17 protein-coding genes and 1 tRNA gene are annotated in these 17,088 nt (G+C 72.6%); 9 read left to right on the forward strand and 9 right to left on the reverse strand.

Annotated features, from left to right (window positions below; all coding sequences use genetic code 11):
- Positions 1–170 precede the first annotated feature (170 nt).
- Positions 171–1,781: a DoxX family protein gene (locus tag AB0O36_RS22865; protein WP_365113430.1), complete on the forward strand. Its 1,611-nt coding sequence runs from the start codon at positions 171–173 to the stop codon at positions 1,779–1,781.
- Between the two features lie 145 nt (positions 1,782–1,926).
- Here the strand turns inward: AB0O36_RS22865 and AB0O36_RS22870 are convergent, their stop codons facing one another.
- The 3 genes from AB0O36_RS22870 to ugpC form a co-directional block, all read right to left on the reverse strand.
- The gene (locus tag AB0O36_RS22870; RefSeq protein ID WP_365113432.1) at positions 1,927–2,709 is read right to left on the reverse strand and encodes a nucleotidyltransferase family protein; all 783 of its coding nucleotides are present in this window, start codon (positions 2,707–2,709) and stop codon (positions 1,927–1,929) included.
- Between the two features lie 31 nt (positions 2,710–2,740).
- The gene (locus AB0O36_RS22875; RefSeq protein ID WP_365113434.1) at positions 2,741–3,157 is read right to left on the reverse strand and encodes a hypothetical protein; all 417 of its coding nucleotides are present in this window, start codon (positions 3,155–3,157) and stop codon (positions 2,741–2,743) included.
- A gap of 209 nt (positions 3,158–3,366) precedes the next feature.
- The gene (ugpC, locus tag AB0O36_RS22880) at positions 3,367–4,455 is read right to left on the reverse strand and encodes a sn-glycerol-3-phosphate ABC transporter ATP-binding protein UgpC (protein ID WP_365113436.1); all 1,089 of its coding nucleotides are present in this window, start codon (positions 4,453–4,455) and stop codon (positions 3,367–3,369) included.
- Positions 4,456–4,632: 177 nt separating this feature from the next.
- Between ugpC and AB0O36_RS22885 the strand changes: the two genes are divergently transcribed.
- Positions 4,633–4,706: transfer RNA gene (locus AB0O36_RS22885), tRNA-Thr, on the forward strand.
- 458 nt (positions 4,707–5,164) lie between these two features.
- Entirely contained in the window at positions 5,165–5,836 is a 672-nt protein-coding gene (locus AB0O36_RS22890) for a ScbR family autoregulator-binding transcription factor (RefSeq protein ID WP_365113438.1), read from the forward strand.
- Here the strand turns inward: AB0O36_RS22890 and AB0O36_RS22895 are convergent.
- Complete coding sequence (locus AB0O36_RS22895) at positions 5,814–6,371, reverse strand: TetR/AcrR family transcriptional regulator (RefSeq protein ID WP_365113439.1); 558 nt, start codon at positions 6,369–6,371, stop codon at positions 5,814–5,816. The genes AB0O36_RS22890 and AB0O36_RS22895 overlap by 23 nt on opposite strands.
- A 114-nt stretch (positions 6,372–6,485) precedes the next feature.
- Here AB0O36_RS22895 and AB0O36_RS22900 point away from each other — a divergent pair, with 114 nt between their 5' ends.
- Positions 6,486–7,094 carry a DUF2867 domain-containing protein gene (locus AB0O36_RS22900; protein ID WP_365113441.1) on the forward strand — a complete coding sequence of 203 codons (609 nt, stop codon included), beginning with the start codon at positions 6,486–6,488 and terminating at the stop codon, positions 7,092–7,094.
- A gap of 6 nt (positions 7,095–7,100) precedes the next feature.
- Here AB0O36_RS22900 and AB0O36_RS22905 read toward each other — a convergent pair whose 3' ends face one another.
- Positions 7,101–8,504 carry an FAD-dependent oxidoreductase gene (locus AB0O36_RS22905; protein ID WP_365113443.1) on the reverse strand — a complete coding sequence of 468 codons (1,404 nt, stop codon included), beginning with the start codon at positions 8,502–8,504 and terminating at the stop codon, positions 7,101–7,103.
- A gap of 164 nt (positions 8,505–8,668) precedes the next feature.
- On the opposite strand from AB0O36_RS22905, the gene AB0O36_RS22910 reads away from it, so the two are divergent.
- The 3 genes from AB0O36_RS22910 (at position 8,669) to AB0O36_RS22920 (ending at position 10,908) form a co-directional block, all read left to right on the forward strand.
- Positions 8,669–9,559: an aminoglycoside phosphotransferase family protein gene (locus tag AB0O36_RS22910; RefSeq protein ID WP_365113604.1), complete on the forward strand. Its 891-nt coding sequence runs from the start codon at positions 8,669–8,671 to the stop codon at positions 9,557–9,559.
- Between the two features lie 143 nt (positions 9,560–9,702).
- Positions 9,703–10,176 (forward strand): GNAT family N-acetyltransferase, encoded by a 474-nt coding sequence (locus AB0O36_RS22915; RefSeq protein WP_365113445.1) that lies wholly within the window; start codon positions 9,703–9,705, stop codon positions 10,174–10,176.
- Between the two features lie 51 nt (positions 10,177–10,227).
- Positions 10,228–10,908, forward strand: a complete 681-nt coding sequence (locus AB0O36_RS22920) for a pentapeptide repeat-containing protein (RefSeq protein ID WP_365113447.1) — start codon at positions 10,228–10,230, stop codon at positions 10,906–10,908.
- Positions 10,909–10,920: 12 nt separating this feature from the next.
- Here the strand turns inward: AB0O36_RS22920 and AB0O36_RS22925 are convergent, their stop codons facing one another.
- The 3 genes from AB0O36_RS22925 to AB0O36_RS22935 form a co-directional block, all read right to left on the reverse strand.
- Positions 10,921–11,424 (reverse strand): hypothetical protein, encoded by a 504-nt coding sequence (locus AB0O36_RS22925; protein ID WP_365113449.1) that lies wholly within the window; start codon positions 11,422–11,424, stop codon positions 10,921–10,923.
- A 206-nt stretch (positions 11,425–11,630) separates the two neighbouring features.
- Positions 11,631–12,278, reverse strand: a complete 648-nt coding sequence (locus AB0O36_RS22930; RefSeq protein WP_365113451.1) for a response regulator transcription factor — start codon at positions 12,276–12,278, stop codon at positions 11,631–11,633.
- The gene (locus tag AB0O36_RS22935; RefSeq protein ID WP_365113606.1) at positions 12,275–13,516 is read right to left on the reverse strand and encodes a sensor histidine kinase; all 1,242 of its coding nucleotides are present in this window, start codon (positions 13,514–13,516) and stop codon (positions 12,275–12,277) included. The genes AB0O36_RS22930 and AB0O36_RS22935 overlap by 4 nt, the downstream gene beginning before the upstream one ends.
- A 664-nt stretch (positions 13,517–14,180) precedes the next feature.
- On the opposite strand from AB0O36_RS22935, the gene AB0O36_RS22940 reads away from it, so the two are divergent.
- Positions 14,181–14,723, forward strand: coding sequence for a heme-binding protein (locus AB0O36_RS22940; RefSeq protein WP_365113453.1), 543 nt, complete (start codon positions 14,181–14,183; stop codon positions 14,721–14,723).
- A 47-nt stretch (positions 14,724–14,770) separates the two neighbouring features.
- Complete coding sequence (locus AB0O36_RS22945) at positions 14,771–16,183, forward strand: M1 family metallopeptidase (RefSeq protein WP_365113455.1); 1,413 nt, start codon at positions 14,771–14,773, stop codon at positions 16,181–16,183.
- Between the two features lie 205 nt (positions 16,184–16,388).
- On the opposite strand, the gene AB0O36_RS22950 is transcribed toward AB0O36_RS22945, so the two are convergent.
- Entirely contained in the window at positions 16,389–16,964 is a 576-nt protein-coding gene (locus AB0O36_RS22950; RefSeq protein ID WP_365113457.1) for a TerD family protein, read from the reverse strand.
- Positions 16,965–17,088 lie beyond the last annotated feature (124 nt).

A 17,088-nucleotide genomic window follows, 5' to 3' on the forward strand; every position in this document is an offset into this window, starting at 1 on the left:
GAGCGGGATCACCCCGCCCCGTCCCGCCGTGCATCCACCCGCCGTGCATCCACCCGCCGTGCGTCCGTCCCGCGGCGGGTCACCCCGATGGCCGAAATGTGGCGCCTTGACGGGTCTCGGACAGATCCGTGATGTCAAGGCAGTGTCCTAAACATTGATCACTCGGTTAGATGAGTGTGGACACAAGAACGCCCAGGTTCGACGACCAGCCCGCGCTGAGCATGGTCAAGGTGCCGTGCGACCCCGCACAGGTCATCGTCAACCACGCCAGCTTCCGCGTGCGGCTCGCACCGAGCCCGAGCGCGCGTCCCAAGTCCGGCTCCCTGCCCGCCGGCCCGGCCCGCGTCCCCGCACTCGGCGCGGCCGTCGCCGCAGCCGCCGCAGGCCGCCGCCCCCGCCGGGCCCCCGTGGTGTGGAGCGGCAAGGCCGGCCCCGGCGGCGACGCCGCGGCCGCCACCGGCGGGCTGCTCCAGGCCGTACGCGAAGCCGGCCGCGGCCGCGACGCGTTCGACGGCGGGGCCACCCAGGTGATCCCCCGAGTCGACCTCGACCGGGACCTCTCCGAGGACACCCTCCCCACACCGACCGTCATCGGCCAGCGCAGCTACGTCGGCACCGCCGACAGCGACGCCGACGCCTTCGAAACCCGCCCGCTGTCCGCCGTACGCGACCCGTCCCACCGGGCCGGAACCGGCTACGGCACCCCCGACGAGCCCGTCGCCGACATCCGCCGCCCCCAGGGCGAAGGCCGCCCCGGCAACGCCTCGTACTACCCCGACCGCCGGATGAACCTCGGCGTCGTCCTGCTCCCGCTGCGCGTCTTCCTCGGATTCATCTCCATCTACGCCGGCATGGGCAAGCTCTGCGACCCCGTCTACTTCGACGGCGGCGAACGCGGCTCCATGGTGACCTGGCTGCACACCCTGCACCCCTGGGCCCTCGCCGAGCCGCTCCGCGACTTCGCGCTCTCCCACCCCGTCGGCGCCGGCCTCACCGTCGCCTTCCTCCAGGTCATCGTCGGCGTACTCACCGTCTTCGGCCTGTGGCAGCGCTTCGCCGCCTGCTTCGGCGCACTGCTGTCGGCCGCGCTGCTCATGACCGTCAGCTGGAAGACCGTTCCCGCCTACGACGCCCCCGACATCATCTACCTGGCCGCCTGGAGCCCCCTGGTCATCGCCGGCGCTCCCGTCTACTCCCTCGACGCCCGCATCTCCGGCGAGGCGTGGCGGACCCTCGGCCCGCGCTCCGAGGTCTGGCAGCTCCGCCGCCGGGTCCTCCGCCGCGGAACCGTCGTGGCCTCCGTGGTCGTCGGCCTCACCCTGCTCGTCGGCTCCCTGCTCGGCAGCGCCGTCCGCTCCAGCACCGTCGTCACCGTCCCGGGCCCCGGCGACGCCCCGAGCAACTACCTCCCCGGCTCCCCGCTCCCGCAGGAACCCGGTACCTCCCGCACCCCCGCCCGGCAGGCCCCCTCCCACACCAACCCCTCGGTGAAGCCCTCACAGCCCACCAAGTCCGGCCGCACCACCCCCGGAACGGGCGCCAAGGCCACCACGGGCACCGGCGGCACCTCCTCGTCCGGATCGCCCTCGGCCACCCGGGGCGCCACCGGCAAGCAGACCCCCCGCTCGCAGAGCCCCCGCCAGTCGACCACCCAGCAGCGGCCGTCCTCCTCGTCCTCCGGCAGCGGCGGCAGCGGCGGCGGCAGCACGGGCGGCAGCGGCGGCGGCTCGGACACCCCCACGACCCGCAAGCCCGGCCTGGTCGGCAGCCTCCTCGGCTGACGGCGGGCAGGGCAGGCCCGGCACACAGGAGGGGCCCGGCGCGCACCATGCGCCGGGCCCCTCTTCCGTGTGCCTGCGCATCTGCGTGACTGCGCATCTACGTGTCCGCCCGACTGCCCGCGGGCTCAGGGCGCGGCCCGCGGGCTCAGGGGCGCGCCTGCGCCGCCAGTTCCCGTGCCGCCTCGGTCAGGTCCTTCGCCGTGTCGATGGCCCGCCAGTACGCCCCCTGGGGCAGCGGAAAGCCGGCCAGCCGGCGCTCTCGCGCCAGGTGCGGGAACGTCGTCCGCTCGTGATCCCCGAAATCCGGCAGCAGGGAAGCGAATTCACCCGAAAAGACGTACACGCCGGCATTGATGAGGTACGGCGAGGGAGGGGCCTCGATGAAGTCGAGGATCTGCCCGAACTCGTTGGTCTCCACCACGCCCCACGGGATGCGCGGCCGGGCCAGCGCCAGCGTGGCGGTCGCCGCCCGCTCGGTGTGGAACTCCGCCATCTCCCGCAGCGAGAACCGGGTCCAGATGTCCCCGTTGGTCGCGTACCAGGCCTCACCCGGGTGCGGCAGCCGGGCGGCGGCGAACTTCAGCCCGCCGCCCCGGCCCAGCGGCTCCTTCTCCACCACCGTGGCCACCCGCAGCGGCAGGTCCGCCCGCTCCAGCCACTCCTGGAGCACCTCCGCGAGATGACCGCAGGAGATCACCACGTCGGTGACGCCCTCGGACGCCAGCCAGGCAAGCTGGTGCCCGATGATCGGCATCCCCGTGCCGGGGATCTCCACCATCGGCTTGGGACGGTCGTCCGTATACGGGCGCAGCCGCGAACCCTGGCCGCCCGCCAGGACGACGGCCTGGCGGGGCGTGGCCGGGTGCGCGGCCGCGGAGCGGGAGGCGCCGGAGACGGCGCCGGAAAGAGCGTCGGAAGGTTCCGTCATGACGGCAGCCTATGCAGGCCGCTGCCGGTCACTACTGGACGGAGGACGCGACACCTGCCGCGTACGAGGTGTCGCACACGGGGCGGGAGTACGACTGGGCCTTCGTGGGCCCGTACTTCTCGACGGCCGCCCGGCCCAGCGCGCGCGCGATGCCCACGCAGTGGTCCGCCAGTGAGGGCCGCTTGTCGACCGCCTGCTGGAGGTGGGTCAGGACCTCGCCCGGCTGCGCACCCTGCTGCAGCTCCCCGAGGAGCTTGTCGCGCAGCACCTCCTGCGCCGCGAGCGGCTTCGCGGGGACGGAGACGTCCTCGGCGGAGGCGGTGAGGATCTGGGACGGGGAGTTGTCGGCCCAGGGAACCATGGTGACCGCGAGGGTCCCGGACAGGACCAGGACGACGGGCAGGACGAGGGCGAGGGAACGGCCGATACGGCGGGCGGTGTGGGTCACGAGGGCGAGAGTAGCGCTCGGTGAGGATTTGGCGACATTCAGTCACCCTGTCGAGGGACGGTTCGACGTGGTTTTTCGAATCCCGTGTTGACGCACACCGCTCGAAAAGGTCCGGTCTGCAGTGGACTCCGACGACCTGTCCCCCGGAACGGCCGGAGGCGCCCGGACGGATCCGAGCGCCTCCGCCACGTACCCGACGGGTTCCCCCGTCAGTCGGAGAGGCGCTCGCCCGAGGAGGTCGAGAACACGTGGGTCTCGCCGCCGCGCGGCACCACGTGCAGCTTCGAGCCCTTCTCCGGCACCTGCCGGCCGCCCACGCGGACCACCAGGTCCTGGGCCTTCCCGCCGACCTGCGCCGTGCCGTAGACGTAGCCGTCGGCGCCGAGCTCCTCGACCACGTTCACGGTCATCGTCAGGCCGCCCTCGTCACTGATGTCGAAGTGCTCGGGGCGCACGCCGACGGTGACCGTGCGGTCGCCCGCGTCGGCGGCGGTGGAGAGCGCTTCCCGGGAGACGGGGATGACGGAGTCGCCGAACTTCACGCCGCCGTCGGTGAGGGGCACCTCGACCAGGTTCATGGCGGGCGAGCCGATGAAGCCGGCGACGAACAGGTTCGCCGGGCGGTCGTACATGTTCCGCGGGGTGTCGACCTGCTGGAGCAGACCGTCCTTGAGGACCGCCACCCGGTCGCCCATGGTCATGGCCTCGACCTGGTCGTGGGTGACGTAGACGGTGGTGATCGCCAGGTCGCGCTGCAGGGCGGCGATCTGCGTACGGGTGGACACGCGGAGCTTGGCGTCCAGGTTGGACAGCGGCTCGTCCATGAGGAAGACCTGCGGCTTGCGGACGATGGCGCGGCCCATCGCCACGCGCTGGCGCTGGCCGCCGGACAGCGCCTTCGGCTTCCGGTCGAGGTACTGGGTGAGGTCCAGCATCTTCGCGGCCTCTTCCACCTTCCGGCGGATGGTGGCCTTGTCCACGCCGGCGATCTTCAGGGCGAAGCCCATGTTGTCGGCGACGGTCATGTGCGGGTAGAGCGCGTAGTTCTGGAACACCATCGCGATGTCCCGGTCCTTGGGCGGCAGGTGGGTGACGTCGCGGTCGCCGATGCGGATCGCTCCGCCGTTGACGTCCTCCAGGCCGGCGAGCATCCGGAGCGAGGTGGACTTGCCGCAGCCGGAGGGGCCGACGAGGACGAGGAACTCGCCGTCCTCGATCTGCAGGTCGAGCGCGTCGACGGCGGGCTTGTCGCCGCCGGGGTACAGCCGGGTCGCCTTGTCGAAGGTGACAGAAGCCATGGTGATGCATCCCTTCACCGGCAGGAACGTGCCGGACGATCCGAGTAAAGGAGTGTTGTTGGTCTAGTCCATGACGGACTTCCCGGTGACGCTACCCGGCGGTTCGCTTCTTGTCAGCACCCGTGGTCAATCTGATGGCTCGGGGAATCGGCTGCTGTGTAGAGTGAGGGCGGTTACGCCTCCTTAGCTCAGCTGGCCAGAGCACCGCTCTTGTAAAGCGGGGGTCGTCGGTTCGAACCCGACAGGGGGCTCGACGCGAAGGGCCGGCGCAGGGGCGTGTTTCCCCGGCGCCGGCCCTTTCGCATGACCATGGCCGGCCGGCCGGCCGTCAGGTCGGTGTCGGCAGAGTCCGGCAGCCGGCCTGCGGGTTGTGCGCCGATCCGGCCGGAGCTGCGGATCAGGCGTTGTCCCCGGTTCGCAGCTCTGCCCTTCGTCGACGGGTGTAGCCGTCGAGACCGCGCTTGATGGCACGGGTTCACCGGCCCTCCTCTGGCCCGGCCGAACGGCTCGACGGGAAGGGCGCACCCGCCAGGGGGTGTGCCCCACGGCCATGGCTCGCGCCGGGTGGCGGCCGGGCGCGAGTCGAGTGGGGTGGTGGCGGGGCCGGGCTGCTGTTGCCGGTGCGTGAACGTGGTGTCGGGTGGACCGGCCGGAAAAAAATCGAGCGGTACTTTTGTTCTCCGTCGAGGTGCCGAGAGAGGTGGGATCCGTGCCGCGGACCGTGAAGCAGGACCGCGCCCTGCGGACGAGGGCGGCGCTCATCCAGGCGGGGGCCGAGGTCTTCGGCGAGGAGGGGTTCGCCGGGGCGAGCGTGACGCGGATCGCCGACCGGGCGGGGATGACGCTGGGGGCGATGTACTTCCACTTCCCGTCCAAGGAGGCCCTGGCCCGGGAGATCGTGCGTGCGCAGCCGGAGCTGGTGAGTCCGCCGTTGCCCTCGGAGGGGCTGCAGCACGCCGTCGACCTGACGCTCACTTGGGCGTACCGGCTGTTGACGGACGCGTTGCTGTTCGCGGGGGCGCGGCTGGTGCTGGAGGCGGACCGGTTCATCGAGCCGGGGGAGAACGTGCACCGGCTGTGGACCGAGGTCCTGTCGGGGGATTTCCGGCTGGCGGTGAGGCGGCGGGAGCTGCGGCGCTCGGTGGACGTGGAGGCGCTGGCGCGGCTGGTGGTCGATGCGTGTGCGGGGGCGCAGATGCATTCGCACGTGGAGTCGGGCCGGGTGGACCTGCCGCGGCGGGTGGAGGGGATGTGGCGGCTGGTGTTGCCGGCGGTGGCGACGGCGCGGGTGATCGAGGGGCTGGAGTTCGGGGAGGAGCGGGGGCGCTGCCAGGCCGGTCCCACCGGTCCCGGCCCGGCTAGTCGAACAGCCGGTTCCTGACTGCGGCGAGGACTTCCGTACGGCTGCGGGGGCCGTTGTCGGCCGCGATGAGGTGGTCGCCGATGCGGAGGGAGAAGGTGATCAGGCACCGGGCCTCGACATCGCCCTCGTCGGGGCAGAAGGCCCCGTAGAGCTCCCGGAGATAGTCCATGCGCCGGTTGTCGGCGCGCCGGAGGCGGTGTGCGACCGCTTCGTCGCGCCGGGCCCAGTCGCGGATGGCGAGCTCGACCCCGGGGCCGGTCACGGGGGTGTCGGCGGACCCCACGAAGTCGAAGAGACGTCCGAGCCGCTCGCGGGCGTCGCCCCCGTCGCGCTCGATCTGCTCGATGACGTCCTCGGTGACCCCGCGTTCCCAGGTGTCGAGCATCTCCTCCAGCAGGGCGGCCCGGTTGCGGAAGTAGCCGTAGAAACCGCCCTTGCTGACTCCCAGTTCCTGGGCGAGCACCTCCACGCGGACGGCCTCGGGTCCGCCGGCGGCGAGCGCCCGCAGTCCCTGCTCGATCCACGTGGCCCGCGGCGTACGGATCGCGCCCATGCCGCGTCTCCCCTCACCTGTCCCGGATCACCTGTCCCGGAAATCGAAGTATACGGCGCCGTATGGATCGGTCTATGCTCGATCTATACGCCACCGTATAGACAGGGGTCCGTGATGAGCGATCTGCGCCTTGCCCCAACCGACCACACGTCCAGGCCCTGGCGGATCCACGAGGTCGCCGGCGACTTCAGGCTGGAGGACGTGTGGGCGCTGCCGACGCCGGGAGGTCCGGACGACCTGCACCACCTGGTCCGGCAGATGGCCGACGGCAAGGGCGGCCCGGACGGCGGCAACCCGGTGGGCCGCTTCCTCTTCGCGGTGCGCTGGAAGCTGGGAGCGCTGCTCGGCTGGGACGAGCCCGGCTCGGGCATCGGCGGCCGCGTGGCGTCGCTGCGCGACCGGCTGCCGGACGACCTGCGCGAGGGACCGCGGGGGCCCGACCTCGGCTCGGCGCCCTTCACCTCGGTCTTCGAGACGCACGACGAGTGGGCCGCCGAGTGCGCCAACAAGACCATGCACGGGGTGCTGCACATCGGCTGGGTCCCCGACGGGAACGGCGGCCACCGCGGCCAGATGGCCGTCCTGGTGAAGCCCAACGGCCGCCTCGGCTCCCTCTACATGCTCGGCATCAAGCCCTTCCGGTACCTGGGGGTGTACCCGGCGCTGGTGCGCTCGATCGGCCGGGAGTGGCAGGCGAACGCGGCCCGCCGGGCCACGGGCTGACGGGCCCTAGTGGCGGCCGGAGATCCGGTCGGCGAGCCGTGCCAGGGGTGCGGTGGACGCGCTCTGGTGGATGCCTTCGCGGCGGTCGGCCTCGCGGTAGGCGGCGTAGAGGGCGTGTACGCCGAGCCAGCGCAGGGGTTCGGGTTCCCAGCGGCGGACGCGGTGGTTGACCCAGGGGAGGGTGGTCAGGTCGGTGGGTCCGGCCTGGCCGGAGTCCTGCTGGACCAGGTCGCGGAGGGTGCGGGCGGCGAGGTTGGCGGTGGCGACGCCGGAGCCGACGTAGCCGCCGGCCCAGCCGAGGCCGGTGGTGCGGTCGAGGGTGACGGTGGCGCACCAGTCGCGGGGGACGCCGAGTACGCCGGACCAGGCGTGGGTGATCTCCACGCCGGTCAGCAGGGGGAAGAACCCGGTGAGGAGCCGGGTGAGCGCGGTGATGGTCTCCGGCTGCGTACGGCCGTCGTTGTCGGTGCGGGAGCCGAAGCGGTAGGGGACGCCCCGGCCGCCGATGGCGATGCGGTCGTCGGCGGTGCGCTGGGCGTACATGTAGGCGTGGGCCATGTCGCCGAGGGTGGCGCGGCAGTCCCAGCCGATCCGTTCCCAGGTCTCCGGGGGGAGCGGGGCGGTGACGATCATGGAGGAGTTCATGGGGAGCCACGACCGCTTCTGGCCCTTCAGCCCGGCGGTGAAGCCTTCGGTGCAGCGCAGGACGTAGGGCGCGCGGACGGTTCCGTACGGGGTGACGGCGCGCTTCGGGGCGATCTCGGTGACCGGCGTGGACTCGTGGATGGTGACGCCGAGCCGTTCGCAGGCATCGGCGAGGCCGGTGACCAGTTTGGCGGGGTGGATCCGGGCGCCGTGGGGGGTCCAGGAGGAGCCGACGGCGTCGGCGATGTCGATGCGGGCCCGGGTCTCCGTGGCGCCGAGCAGCACCCGGTCGGTCTCGCCGAACCCGGCCTCCGCCTCGTGGAAGGCTTTGAGACGGGCCAGCTGGGCGGGGGTGCGGGCCACCTCCAGGACGCCGCCCCGGTGGATGTCGGCGTCGATCGACTCCTTCCCCGCGACGTCGATGACCTCGGTGACGGTGTCGTTCATGGCCTGCTGGAGCCGCACGGCGGCGTCCCGGCCGTGGAGTGCGGCGTAGCGGTCGCGGCCGGCGATGCCGTTGTAGAGCCAGCCGCCGTTGCGGCCGGAGGCCCCGTAGCCGCAGAACTTCCGTTCCAGCACGGTGACCCGGAGGAAGGGGGCGGCCTGCTTGAGGTAGTACGCCGTCCACAGACCGGTGTATCCGCCGCCGACGATGACGACGTCGGCGGTGGCGTCGGAGGTGAGGGGTGCGCGGGGCGGCGGGGTGCCGTGGGTCGCGTACCAGAAGGAGATTCCACCGTTGATCGTCGCGCTCGCGCTGGTCATGGGGGAGTTGCTACACCGCGTTCCGGATGCGTGTCCAGGTCCGGGACGAATGTTCGGTGGCCGCCCGGCAGTCGCCCGGCAGCCGGCCGGCAGCTGCGCGGCAGCCGGACGGCGCGGGAAACGGACGGCGCCCGCGCGACGGCTAGCGTCGGCGCATGGTGGAAATGGTGGACATCCCTCCGGCTCTGGTCGAATCACAGCTGGAATGGAACGGGGAGGCCGGCCGGGCCTTCATCGAGGCGCTGCCCCGCCGCACGGCGGAGTTCCTGGACCGCTGGCGGCTGCGCCGGTCGGGTCCGGCGATGCACGGCGTGGCCGCGCTGGTGCTCCCGGTGGACCGTGCCGACGGCACGCCGGCCGTGCTGAAGCTGCAGGCGGTGGACGAGGAGACGGCGGGCGAGCCGGTCGCGCTGCGCGCCTGGGACGGGCACGGCTGCGTACGGCTGCTGCGGCACGACCCGGAGACCGGGACGCTGTTGCTGGAACGCCTCGACGAGAACCGCCCGCTCTCGGCGGTCGCGGGGGCGGACCCCCGGCGGGCGGTGCGGGTGATCGCGGAGCTGCTGGCCCGCCTGACGTCCGTACCGGCGCCACCGGGCCTGCGGCGCCTGGGCGACATGGCCGCGGACCTGCTGGCGGCCGTACCGGAGGCGGCCGCACGCCTGGCGGATGACCGGGACCGGAACCTGCTCCGGGACTGCGCGGCCGCCCTGGCGGAGGTCGCGGGGGAGCCCGGGGACCGGCTCCTGCACTGGGACCTCCACTTCGACAACGTCCTGGCCGGCGCCCGCGAGCCGTGGCTGGCGATCGACCCGAAGCCGCTCGCCGGGGACCCGGCCTTCGAGCTGTGGCCGGCCCTGGGGAACCTGTTCGACGCGGACGACGTGCGGTGGCGCTTCGACCTGATGACGGAGGTCATGGGGCTGGACCGGGACCGCGCGCGCTGCTGGACGCTGGGACGGCTGGTGCAGAACGCGCTGTGGGACGTGGAGGACGGCGAACGCTCCCTGGACCCGCAACAGCGCACGGCGGCGGAACGTCTCCTGGGCCGCTGAGGGAGCCCGCGGGCGGCAGGGGGCAGGGGACAGGGGGCAGCCGGACCGGCGGACAAGAGGACCGGCGGACAAGAGGACGGGAAGACGAAAGAACGGAAGGGCCGTCTGACCGTCTGACCATCCGGCCGTCCTAGGCTGCGTACATGATCAGGACTGCGACCGAAGCCGACGTTCCCGCCATCCACGCCATGATCCGCGAGCTCGCGGAGTACGAGAAGGCCCTGCACGAAGTGCGCGCCGACGAGGAGCAGCTGCGCGAGGCGCTGTTCGGGGAGCGGCCCGCGGCGTTCGCGCACATCGCCGAGACGGACGCGGGCGAGGTGGTCGGGTACGCGATCTGGTTCCTGAACTTCTCGACCTGGCGCGGGGTGCACGGCATCTACCTGGAGGACCTGTACGTGCGCCCCTCGGCGCGGGGCGGCGGCCACGGCAAGGCCCTGTTGGCGGAGCTGGCCCGGACCTGCGTGGAGCGGGGCTACCAGCGCCTGGAGTGGTCGGTGCTGAACTGGAACGCCCCGGCGATCGACTTCTACGAATCACTGGGTGCGCGCCCGCAGGACGAGTGGTCCGTCTACCGCCTGACGGACGCGCCACTGACGGCCCTGGGCACGGCCTGAGCGGCAAGCACCTGCCGGACGGATGTCAGAGGCGTGGTCCAGCATGGGGGAATGGCGCGAAAGGCAAGACCGACAGCACGACGCACAGCGACACGGCCGACCATCCACCTGCCGGAACTGGAGCCGTACGGGGGCGGCGGTCTGGAGCCGGAGGGCGACTACGACGGCCTGGAGTTCGCGGGGCTGGAGCTGGACGGGCAGGACGGGACGGGGGCCCGGTTCCTGGACTGCCGGCTGGCCGACTGCGCCCTGGCCGAGACGCACCTGCGGAGCGCCCGCTTCACGGACTGCGTTCTGGAACGGGTGCGCGGCGTGGGCACGGACCTGGCGGGGGCCGGTCTCCGGGACGTGGAGCTGATCGAGGCCCGGCTGGGCGGGATCCAGGCGCACGGTGCCGTGCTGGAGCGCGTCCTGGTCCGCGGCGGCAAGATCGACTACCTGAACCTGCGGGGAGCCCGGCTGACGGACGTGGTGTTCGAGGGCGTGGTGCTGGCCGAACCGGACTTCGGGGGCGCGGAACTGGAGCGGGTGGAGTTCCGGGACTGCGTGCTGCGCGGGGCGGACTTCTCCGGGGCGCGGCTGGCCGAGGTGGACCTGCGGGGCGCGGTCGAACTGGACGTCGTACGCGGCCTGGACCGCCTGTCGGGTGCGGTGATCAGCCCGCCACAGCTGTTGGACCTGGCACCGGCGCTGGCCGCCGAGCTGGGCATCCGGGTGGAACCGACGAGCTAGCGCCCGCGGCGGTCAGGCAGGGACGCGGGGGAACCGGGACTGCAGGCTCCAGATGGCCGGGTTGTCGGCGAGCCCTTCGTGCATGTCGACGAGATCGGCGATCAGGTCGTGCAGGAAGTCGCGGGCCTCGCGGCGCAGCAGCTTGTGGCCGAAGGTCAGCGGGGCCTCTTCGGCGGGCATCCAGTCGGCCTCGACGTCCACCCACCCGAACCGGCGCTCGAACAGCATCCGGTCCGTGGACTCGGTGAAGTCGAGCTCGGCGTACCGGCTGCTCGACGACCGGCTGCCCCGGGGGTCCTGGTCGAGCTGCTCGACGATGTCGCAGAGCGCCCAGGCGAAGTCAAGTACCGGCACCCATCCCCAGGCTGTGGACAGCTCCCGGTCCTGTTCGGTGTCGGCGAGGTAGACGTCCCCGCAGAACAGGTCGTGGCGCAGCGTGTGGACGTCCGCGGTGCGGTAGTCGGTCTGCGGCGGGTCCGGGAAGCGGCGGGAGAGGGAGTAGCCGATGTCGAGCATGCGACCGATGGTGTCACGCCTGCGCCGCCACCCCGCTCGCCGGCCGGTTCCGTCCGGCAGGAGTCCGGTCGCTGCCCCGACCCGCCTCACCGCGTCGTCCGGCAGCCCGGCGACACCGTGCCGGGTGGCGGGTGGGCAACCCCCGCCCGGGCCCGGTGGGGCTGGGGTGAGTAGCGGGCCGCCGCAGTGGCGCCGTATCCCCGCGCCTACGGCAGCAGCCTCCGCTCCTTGGCCACCGCCACCGCGCCCGCGCGTGTGTCCACGCCAAGTTTGTCGTAGATGCGGCCCAGGTGGGTCTTGACCGTGGCCTCGCTGATGAAGAGGGCGCGGGCGATCTCGCGGTTGCCGAGGCCGTGTGCGAGCTGGCCCAGGATGTCCAGCTCACGTTCCGTCAAGGTGGGGCGCGAGCCCCGCATGTGGGCCATCACGCGGCTGGCGACCGGCGGGGAGAGGGTCGTACGGCCCTCGGCGGCGGAGTGGATCGCCGCGAAGAGCTCTTCCGGGCGTTCCGCCTTCAGCATGTACCCGGTCGCCCCCGCCCCGATGGCGCGGGTGATGTCGGCGTCCGTGTCGTACGTCGTCAGGACCAGTACGTGCGGCGGCCGGGGCAGTGCGGTGAGCCGGCGGGTGGCCTCCACCCCGTCGATCCCCTCCCCGAGCTGGAGGTCCATCAGGACCACGTCGGGGTGCAGTTTGGCGGCCAGTGCGACCGCCTCCTCGCCGCTGCCGGCCTCGCCCAGCACCTCGATGTCGGGTTCGCTGCCGAGGAGGGCGAGCAGCCCGGCCCGGACGACCACGTGGTCGTCGCAGAGCAGGATCGTGGTGGGCGTACGGGGCGTACGGGAGGTGCTCATGGGGCGGGCTCCAGGGGCAGCGCGGCGGAGAGGACCGTTCCCTCGCCGGGGACGGATTCGATGGTGAGGGTGCCACCCAGCCCGCGCACCCGGGCGTGCATGGCGGGCAGGCCGTGGCCGCGGTCCGTACGGTCCCTCCCGTCGGGACCGACGAGGTCCCCGGAACCTCCGGGACCCTCCGCACGGGACCCCGTGAACCCCCGGCCGTCGTCGGCGACGTCCAGGACCACCTGATCGCCCAGGAAGCTCAGCGTCAGCGCGGCCGTGCGGGCACCGGAATGCTCCCGTACGTTCGCCAGCGCGCCCTGGGCGATGCGCAGCAGGGCGGACTGGGTGCGGTCGGGCAGCTGCACCGGAGTGCCCTCCAGATGGAAGCGGACGGTGATGTCCGGACCGGCGTCGAGCCCGCGCAGGGCATCGGGGAGCCCCGCGCCGTTGTCCAGTTCGGGCGGGGCGAGGTCGGAGACCAGCCGGCGGGCCGCGGCGAGGCCGCGGGCGGCGATCTCGTTGGCGGTGCGGACGTGGGCACGGGCGGTGCCCGGGTCGGCGTCCCAGGTGCGGTCGGCGGCCTGGAGCAGCATCTGCTGGCTGGAGAGGTGCTGGGCCAGCGTGTCGTGGATCTCCATGGAGAGCCGCTGCCGTTCGGCGAGGGTGCCCTCGCGGCGCTCGGTGGCGGCCAGTTCGCGGCGCGTGCGGATCAGGTCGTCGATGAGTGCCTGCTGATCGGCTGCCTGGCGTTCCATGTGGATGAAGACCGCGGCCGCGAGGGCGGCGACGGCGGGCGGGGCGAGCAGCAGGTTGGGGTCGAAGGGGCCGGTGGCCAGGCGCAGGTTCGCGGCCACGACCAGGGCGGTGAGCAGGCCGACGATGGCCACGGCGGCGCGGGGCGGGAGGGTGCGGAGGGCGGTGTAGAAGAGCGGGACGGCGCACCAGGCGAAGCTGGGGGCGAGGAGGACGAGGACGACCCAGACGGCGATGACGAGGCCGAGCCACAGCAGACGGCGGGCGGGGCCGAGGCTCCGGGCCGCATCCCGGGCGGTACCCCGGGCCGTGCCGGGTGTGCCGGCCGGGCCCGGGGCGGGTGGGGTGCCGGTGCGGCCCACGGCCGGGCCGAGGACGTAGAGCAGGGCCAGGGTGATGCTCAGCGCGATGACCCAGGGGGTGCGGGGTTCGCCGGGGTGGCGCAGGAGGAAGCGGGTCACCGACGCGGTGAGCAGCAGGAAGAAGGCGGCGTGCATGACCGCGGCGAGGGCGCGGGTGCGGGTGTGGGAGCGGGTGGCGGCACTCGGGCCGCGGCCGGGGACCCGGCCGGTGCTTCTGCCGGAGCCGCTTGTGCTGGATCGACCTGCGGTCACGGCGGTCCTTTCGGGTCAGCTGGTACGTCCATCGTGCCGCGACTTCGCGGAACGGCGATGGCCTCCGGGCCACGGCGATGGCCTCCGGGCCAGGTCGGGCTCCGGGGAAGCGGGCTTCGGGCGAGGCCGCCCTACGGCCGACCGTGACGGGACCGGACCCGCCCGCGACCGGTGGGCGGGCAGCAAGGCGCCGGGCGACGCGTGGCGCCTGGCGTCACGCGCCCTGCGTCAGGCGCCCGGCGCCACGCGCCCGGCGCCAAGCCAGAGCCCGGATGCAGGGTGCGCCCCGTCCGTACGCCCGCTCGCAGTGCTCGGCGCACGCTTCGGGGCGCACCCTCTGACCAGGAAACTCCCCCTGGACGGCCCCCCGCATCAGCCGATCGGTTGACCCCGGGGTCAACCGGTTCGGGTCGTGGGCCGAGCCGGTCCGGGGACGGGGTGGGGCCCGGTGCGGGACCAGCATGGGTGGTGCGGAAGGACACCGGCCCCGCAGCGCGGCCGGCGAGTACCCGCAGCGCGACCCGCCCACACGCCAAGGAGCATCCGCATGAACACCCGTACCCGCGTCCTCACCGGTGCCGCCCTCGCCGTCGCGATCGGCGCCGGCACCTTCGGTGCCGTCAGTGCCAGCGCCGCTCCCGCCGCCAAGCCCGCCGCTGCGGCCAAGAAGAGCGACAACGACAACTTCACCACCAGCACGCACCTGACCGTCGATGCCGCGACGAAGGCCGCGCAGGCCGCCCTGAAGGCCGCGCAGAAGGAGAACCAGCGCGTCACCGTCGCCGTCGTCGACCGGAACGGCAACACGATCGTCACCCTGCGCGGTGACGGCGCGGGCCCGCAGTCGTTCGAGTCCGCCCAGCGCAAGGCGTACACCGCCGTGTCCTGGAACGCCCCGACCTCCGTGCTCGCGGGCCGGCTCGCCCAGACCCCGAACCTGAAGGACATCCCCGGCACGCTCTTCCTCGGCGGCGGCGCCCCGGTGCAGCTGAACGGCGCCCCGATCGCGGCCGTCGGTGTCGCCGGCGCCCCGAGCGGCGACCTGGACGAGAAGTACGCGAAGGCCGGTGTGGAGTCGCTCAACGACTGACCGGATCACTGAGCGTCGTGGGCCGCCGCACGTCCTAGTATCAAGTGGTGGACAACCGCACGTTCTTCCGGGCCGCCGCCCCCGTCACCGCAGCTCTCCTCGCCCTCACCACGGGGTGTACCGGGAGCACGGTGCAGGGGCGGCCCGGTGCTGCCGGGCTCCGGGACCCGTTCTTCCCGAAGGCGGGGAACGGCGGGTACGACGTCAGCCACTACGACCTGGCGATCGACTACCGGCCCGACAGCGGCCGGCTGTCCGGCACCGCCGTCATCACGGCCCGGGCCACGCAGGGGCTGAGCTCCTTCAACCTCGACCTGTCCGGGCTCGACGTGGAGGACGTGAAGGTCCAGGACGCGTCCGCCCGGTTCAACCGGACCGGCCAGGAGCTGACCGTCCGCCCGGCCGAGGACCTGAAGAAGGGCCAGGAGTTCCGTACGGTCGTCACGTACTCGGGCAAGCCGAGGACGGTGAACGACCCGGACGGGTCCGCGGAGGGCTGGATCCCGACCGGGGACGGGGCCGTGGCGGTCGGCGAGCCGGTCGGGTCGATGGCCTGGTTCCCCGGGAACCACCACCCGAGCGACAAGGCCACCTACGACATCACGCTGACCGTCCCCAAGGGGTACGAGGCGGTGTCCAACGGGCGGCTGGAGTCCCGGACCGAGAAGAACGGCACCTCCGCGTTCCGCTGGCGGAGCGCGCAGCCGATGGCCGGCTATCTGGCGATCGCCGCCATCGGGAAGTACCGCGTCACCACCGGCAGGACCGCGTCCGGGATCCCGGTGTACAACGCCGTCGCGCCGGAGGAGGCCGCGGCGAGCGCCGAGGCGCTGGGCAGGATCCCGGAGATCGTGGACTGGGGGAGCCGGCGGTTCGGCGCCTATCCGTTCGACGCCGCGGGTGCCGTCGTGGAGGCGGAGGACACCCTCGGGTACGCGCTGGAGACGCAGACTCGGCCGGTCTATCCGGGCGCGCCGACCGATGACCTGGTGGTGCACGAGATGGCGCACCAGTGGTTCGGGAACTCGGTGTCGCCGAAGTCCTGGAAGGACATGTGGCTCAACGAGGGCTTCGCGACGTACGCGGAGTGGCTCTGGTCGGAGGACCACGGCGGGCTCACCGCCGAGGAGCACTTCCGGGCGTTCCTGAAGGGCGACACGAAGGCCGATCCGTCCGCGGACGCGGACTGGGGTGCCTTCCCGCCCGCCAATCCTCCGTCGGCGAAGGCGATTTCCGACGACCCCGTGTACTACCGGGGCGCGATGGTGCTGCACCGCATCCGGCAGGAGGTCGGGGACCGGAAGTTCTTCGACCTCGTGCGCGGCTGGACGGCGGAGCACCGGCACGGCAACGCGAGCACCGCGGACTTCGTCGCCTACACCGAGCAGCGGACCGGCAAGGACCTCGACGAGCAGGTGTGGCAGAACTGGCTGTACGGGGCGGACAAGCCCAAGGGGTGAGCGGTTCCGGTTGCCCGGCCTTGCGCCCCGCACCTTGACCCCGCAGCCCGCAGCCCGCAGCCCGCGCCTTGCGCCCCGCTCCGGGCACTCGGTGGCGGAGGCCCCTCCCCGGACGGCTGAGAAGGGGAGTCCGCCACTGTGCCCGGCTGGTGGATCGGGTGCCGACCCGGGGCGCATACCGGCCCGGGTCGGCCGTCGGCGCCTGTCAGACGTTGACGCCGAAGTCCTGGGCGATGCCCGTCAGGCCGGAGGCGTAGCCCTGGCCGACCGCGCGGAACTTCCACTCGGCGCCGTTGCGGTAGAGCTCGCCGAAGACCATGGCGGTCTCCGTCGCCGCGTCCTCCGAGAGGTCGTAGCGGGCGATCTCGGCGCCACCGGCCTGGTTGACCACGCGGATGTACGCGTTGCGCACCTGGCCGAAGTTCTGGCTGCGGGATTCGGCGTCGTAGATGGAGACCGGGAAGACGATCTTGTCGATCTCGGGGGACAGGCCGGCCAGGTTGACGCTGATCGACTCGTCGTCGCCGGAGCCCTCGCCGGTCCGGTTGTCACCGGTGTGGACGATGGTCTGGTCCGGGGTGGACTTGTTGTTGAAGAAGACGAAGTGGCCGTCGGAGACGACCTTGCCCATCGCGTTCACCGCGATGGCCGACGCGTCCAGGTCGAAGTCCACACCGGTCGTCGTACGGACGTCCCAGCCGAGGCCGACCGTGACCGCGCTGAGGCCCGGTGCCTCCTTCGTGAGCGAGACGTTGCCGCCCTTGGACAGGCTTACCGCCATCGGATGTCCCTTTCTTCGAACCATGACCTCGGGACCGGCCTCGGGGCCGGTGTGGCCAAGCTATCGCTGACTGTCATAACGCAGGGAGGGGAGGTGAAGGTTCCAGCCGGGCGAGTGGCCGTCG

It is taken from the genome of Streptomyces sp. NPDC089799, assembly GCF_040684755.1.
GTDB lineage: Bacteria > Actinomycetota > Actinomycetes > Streptomycetales > Streptomycetaceae > Streptomyces.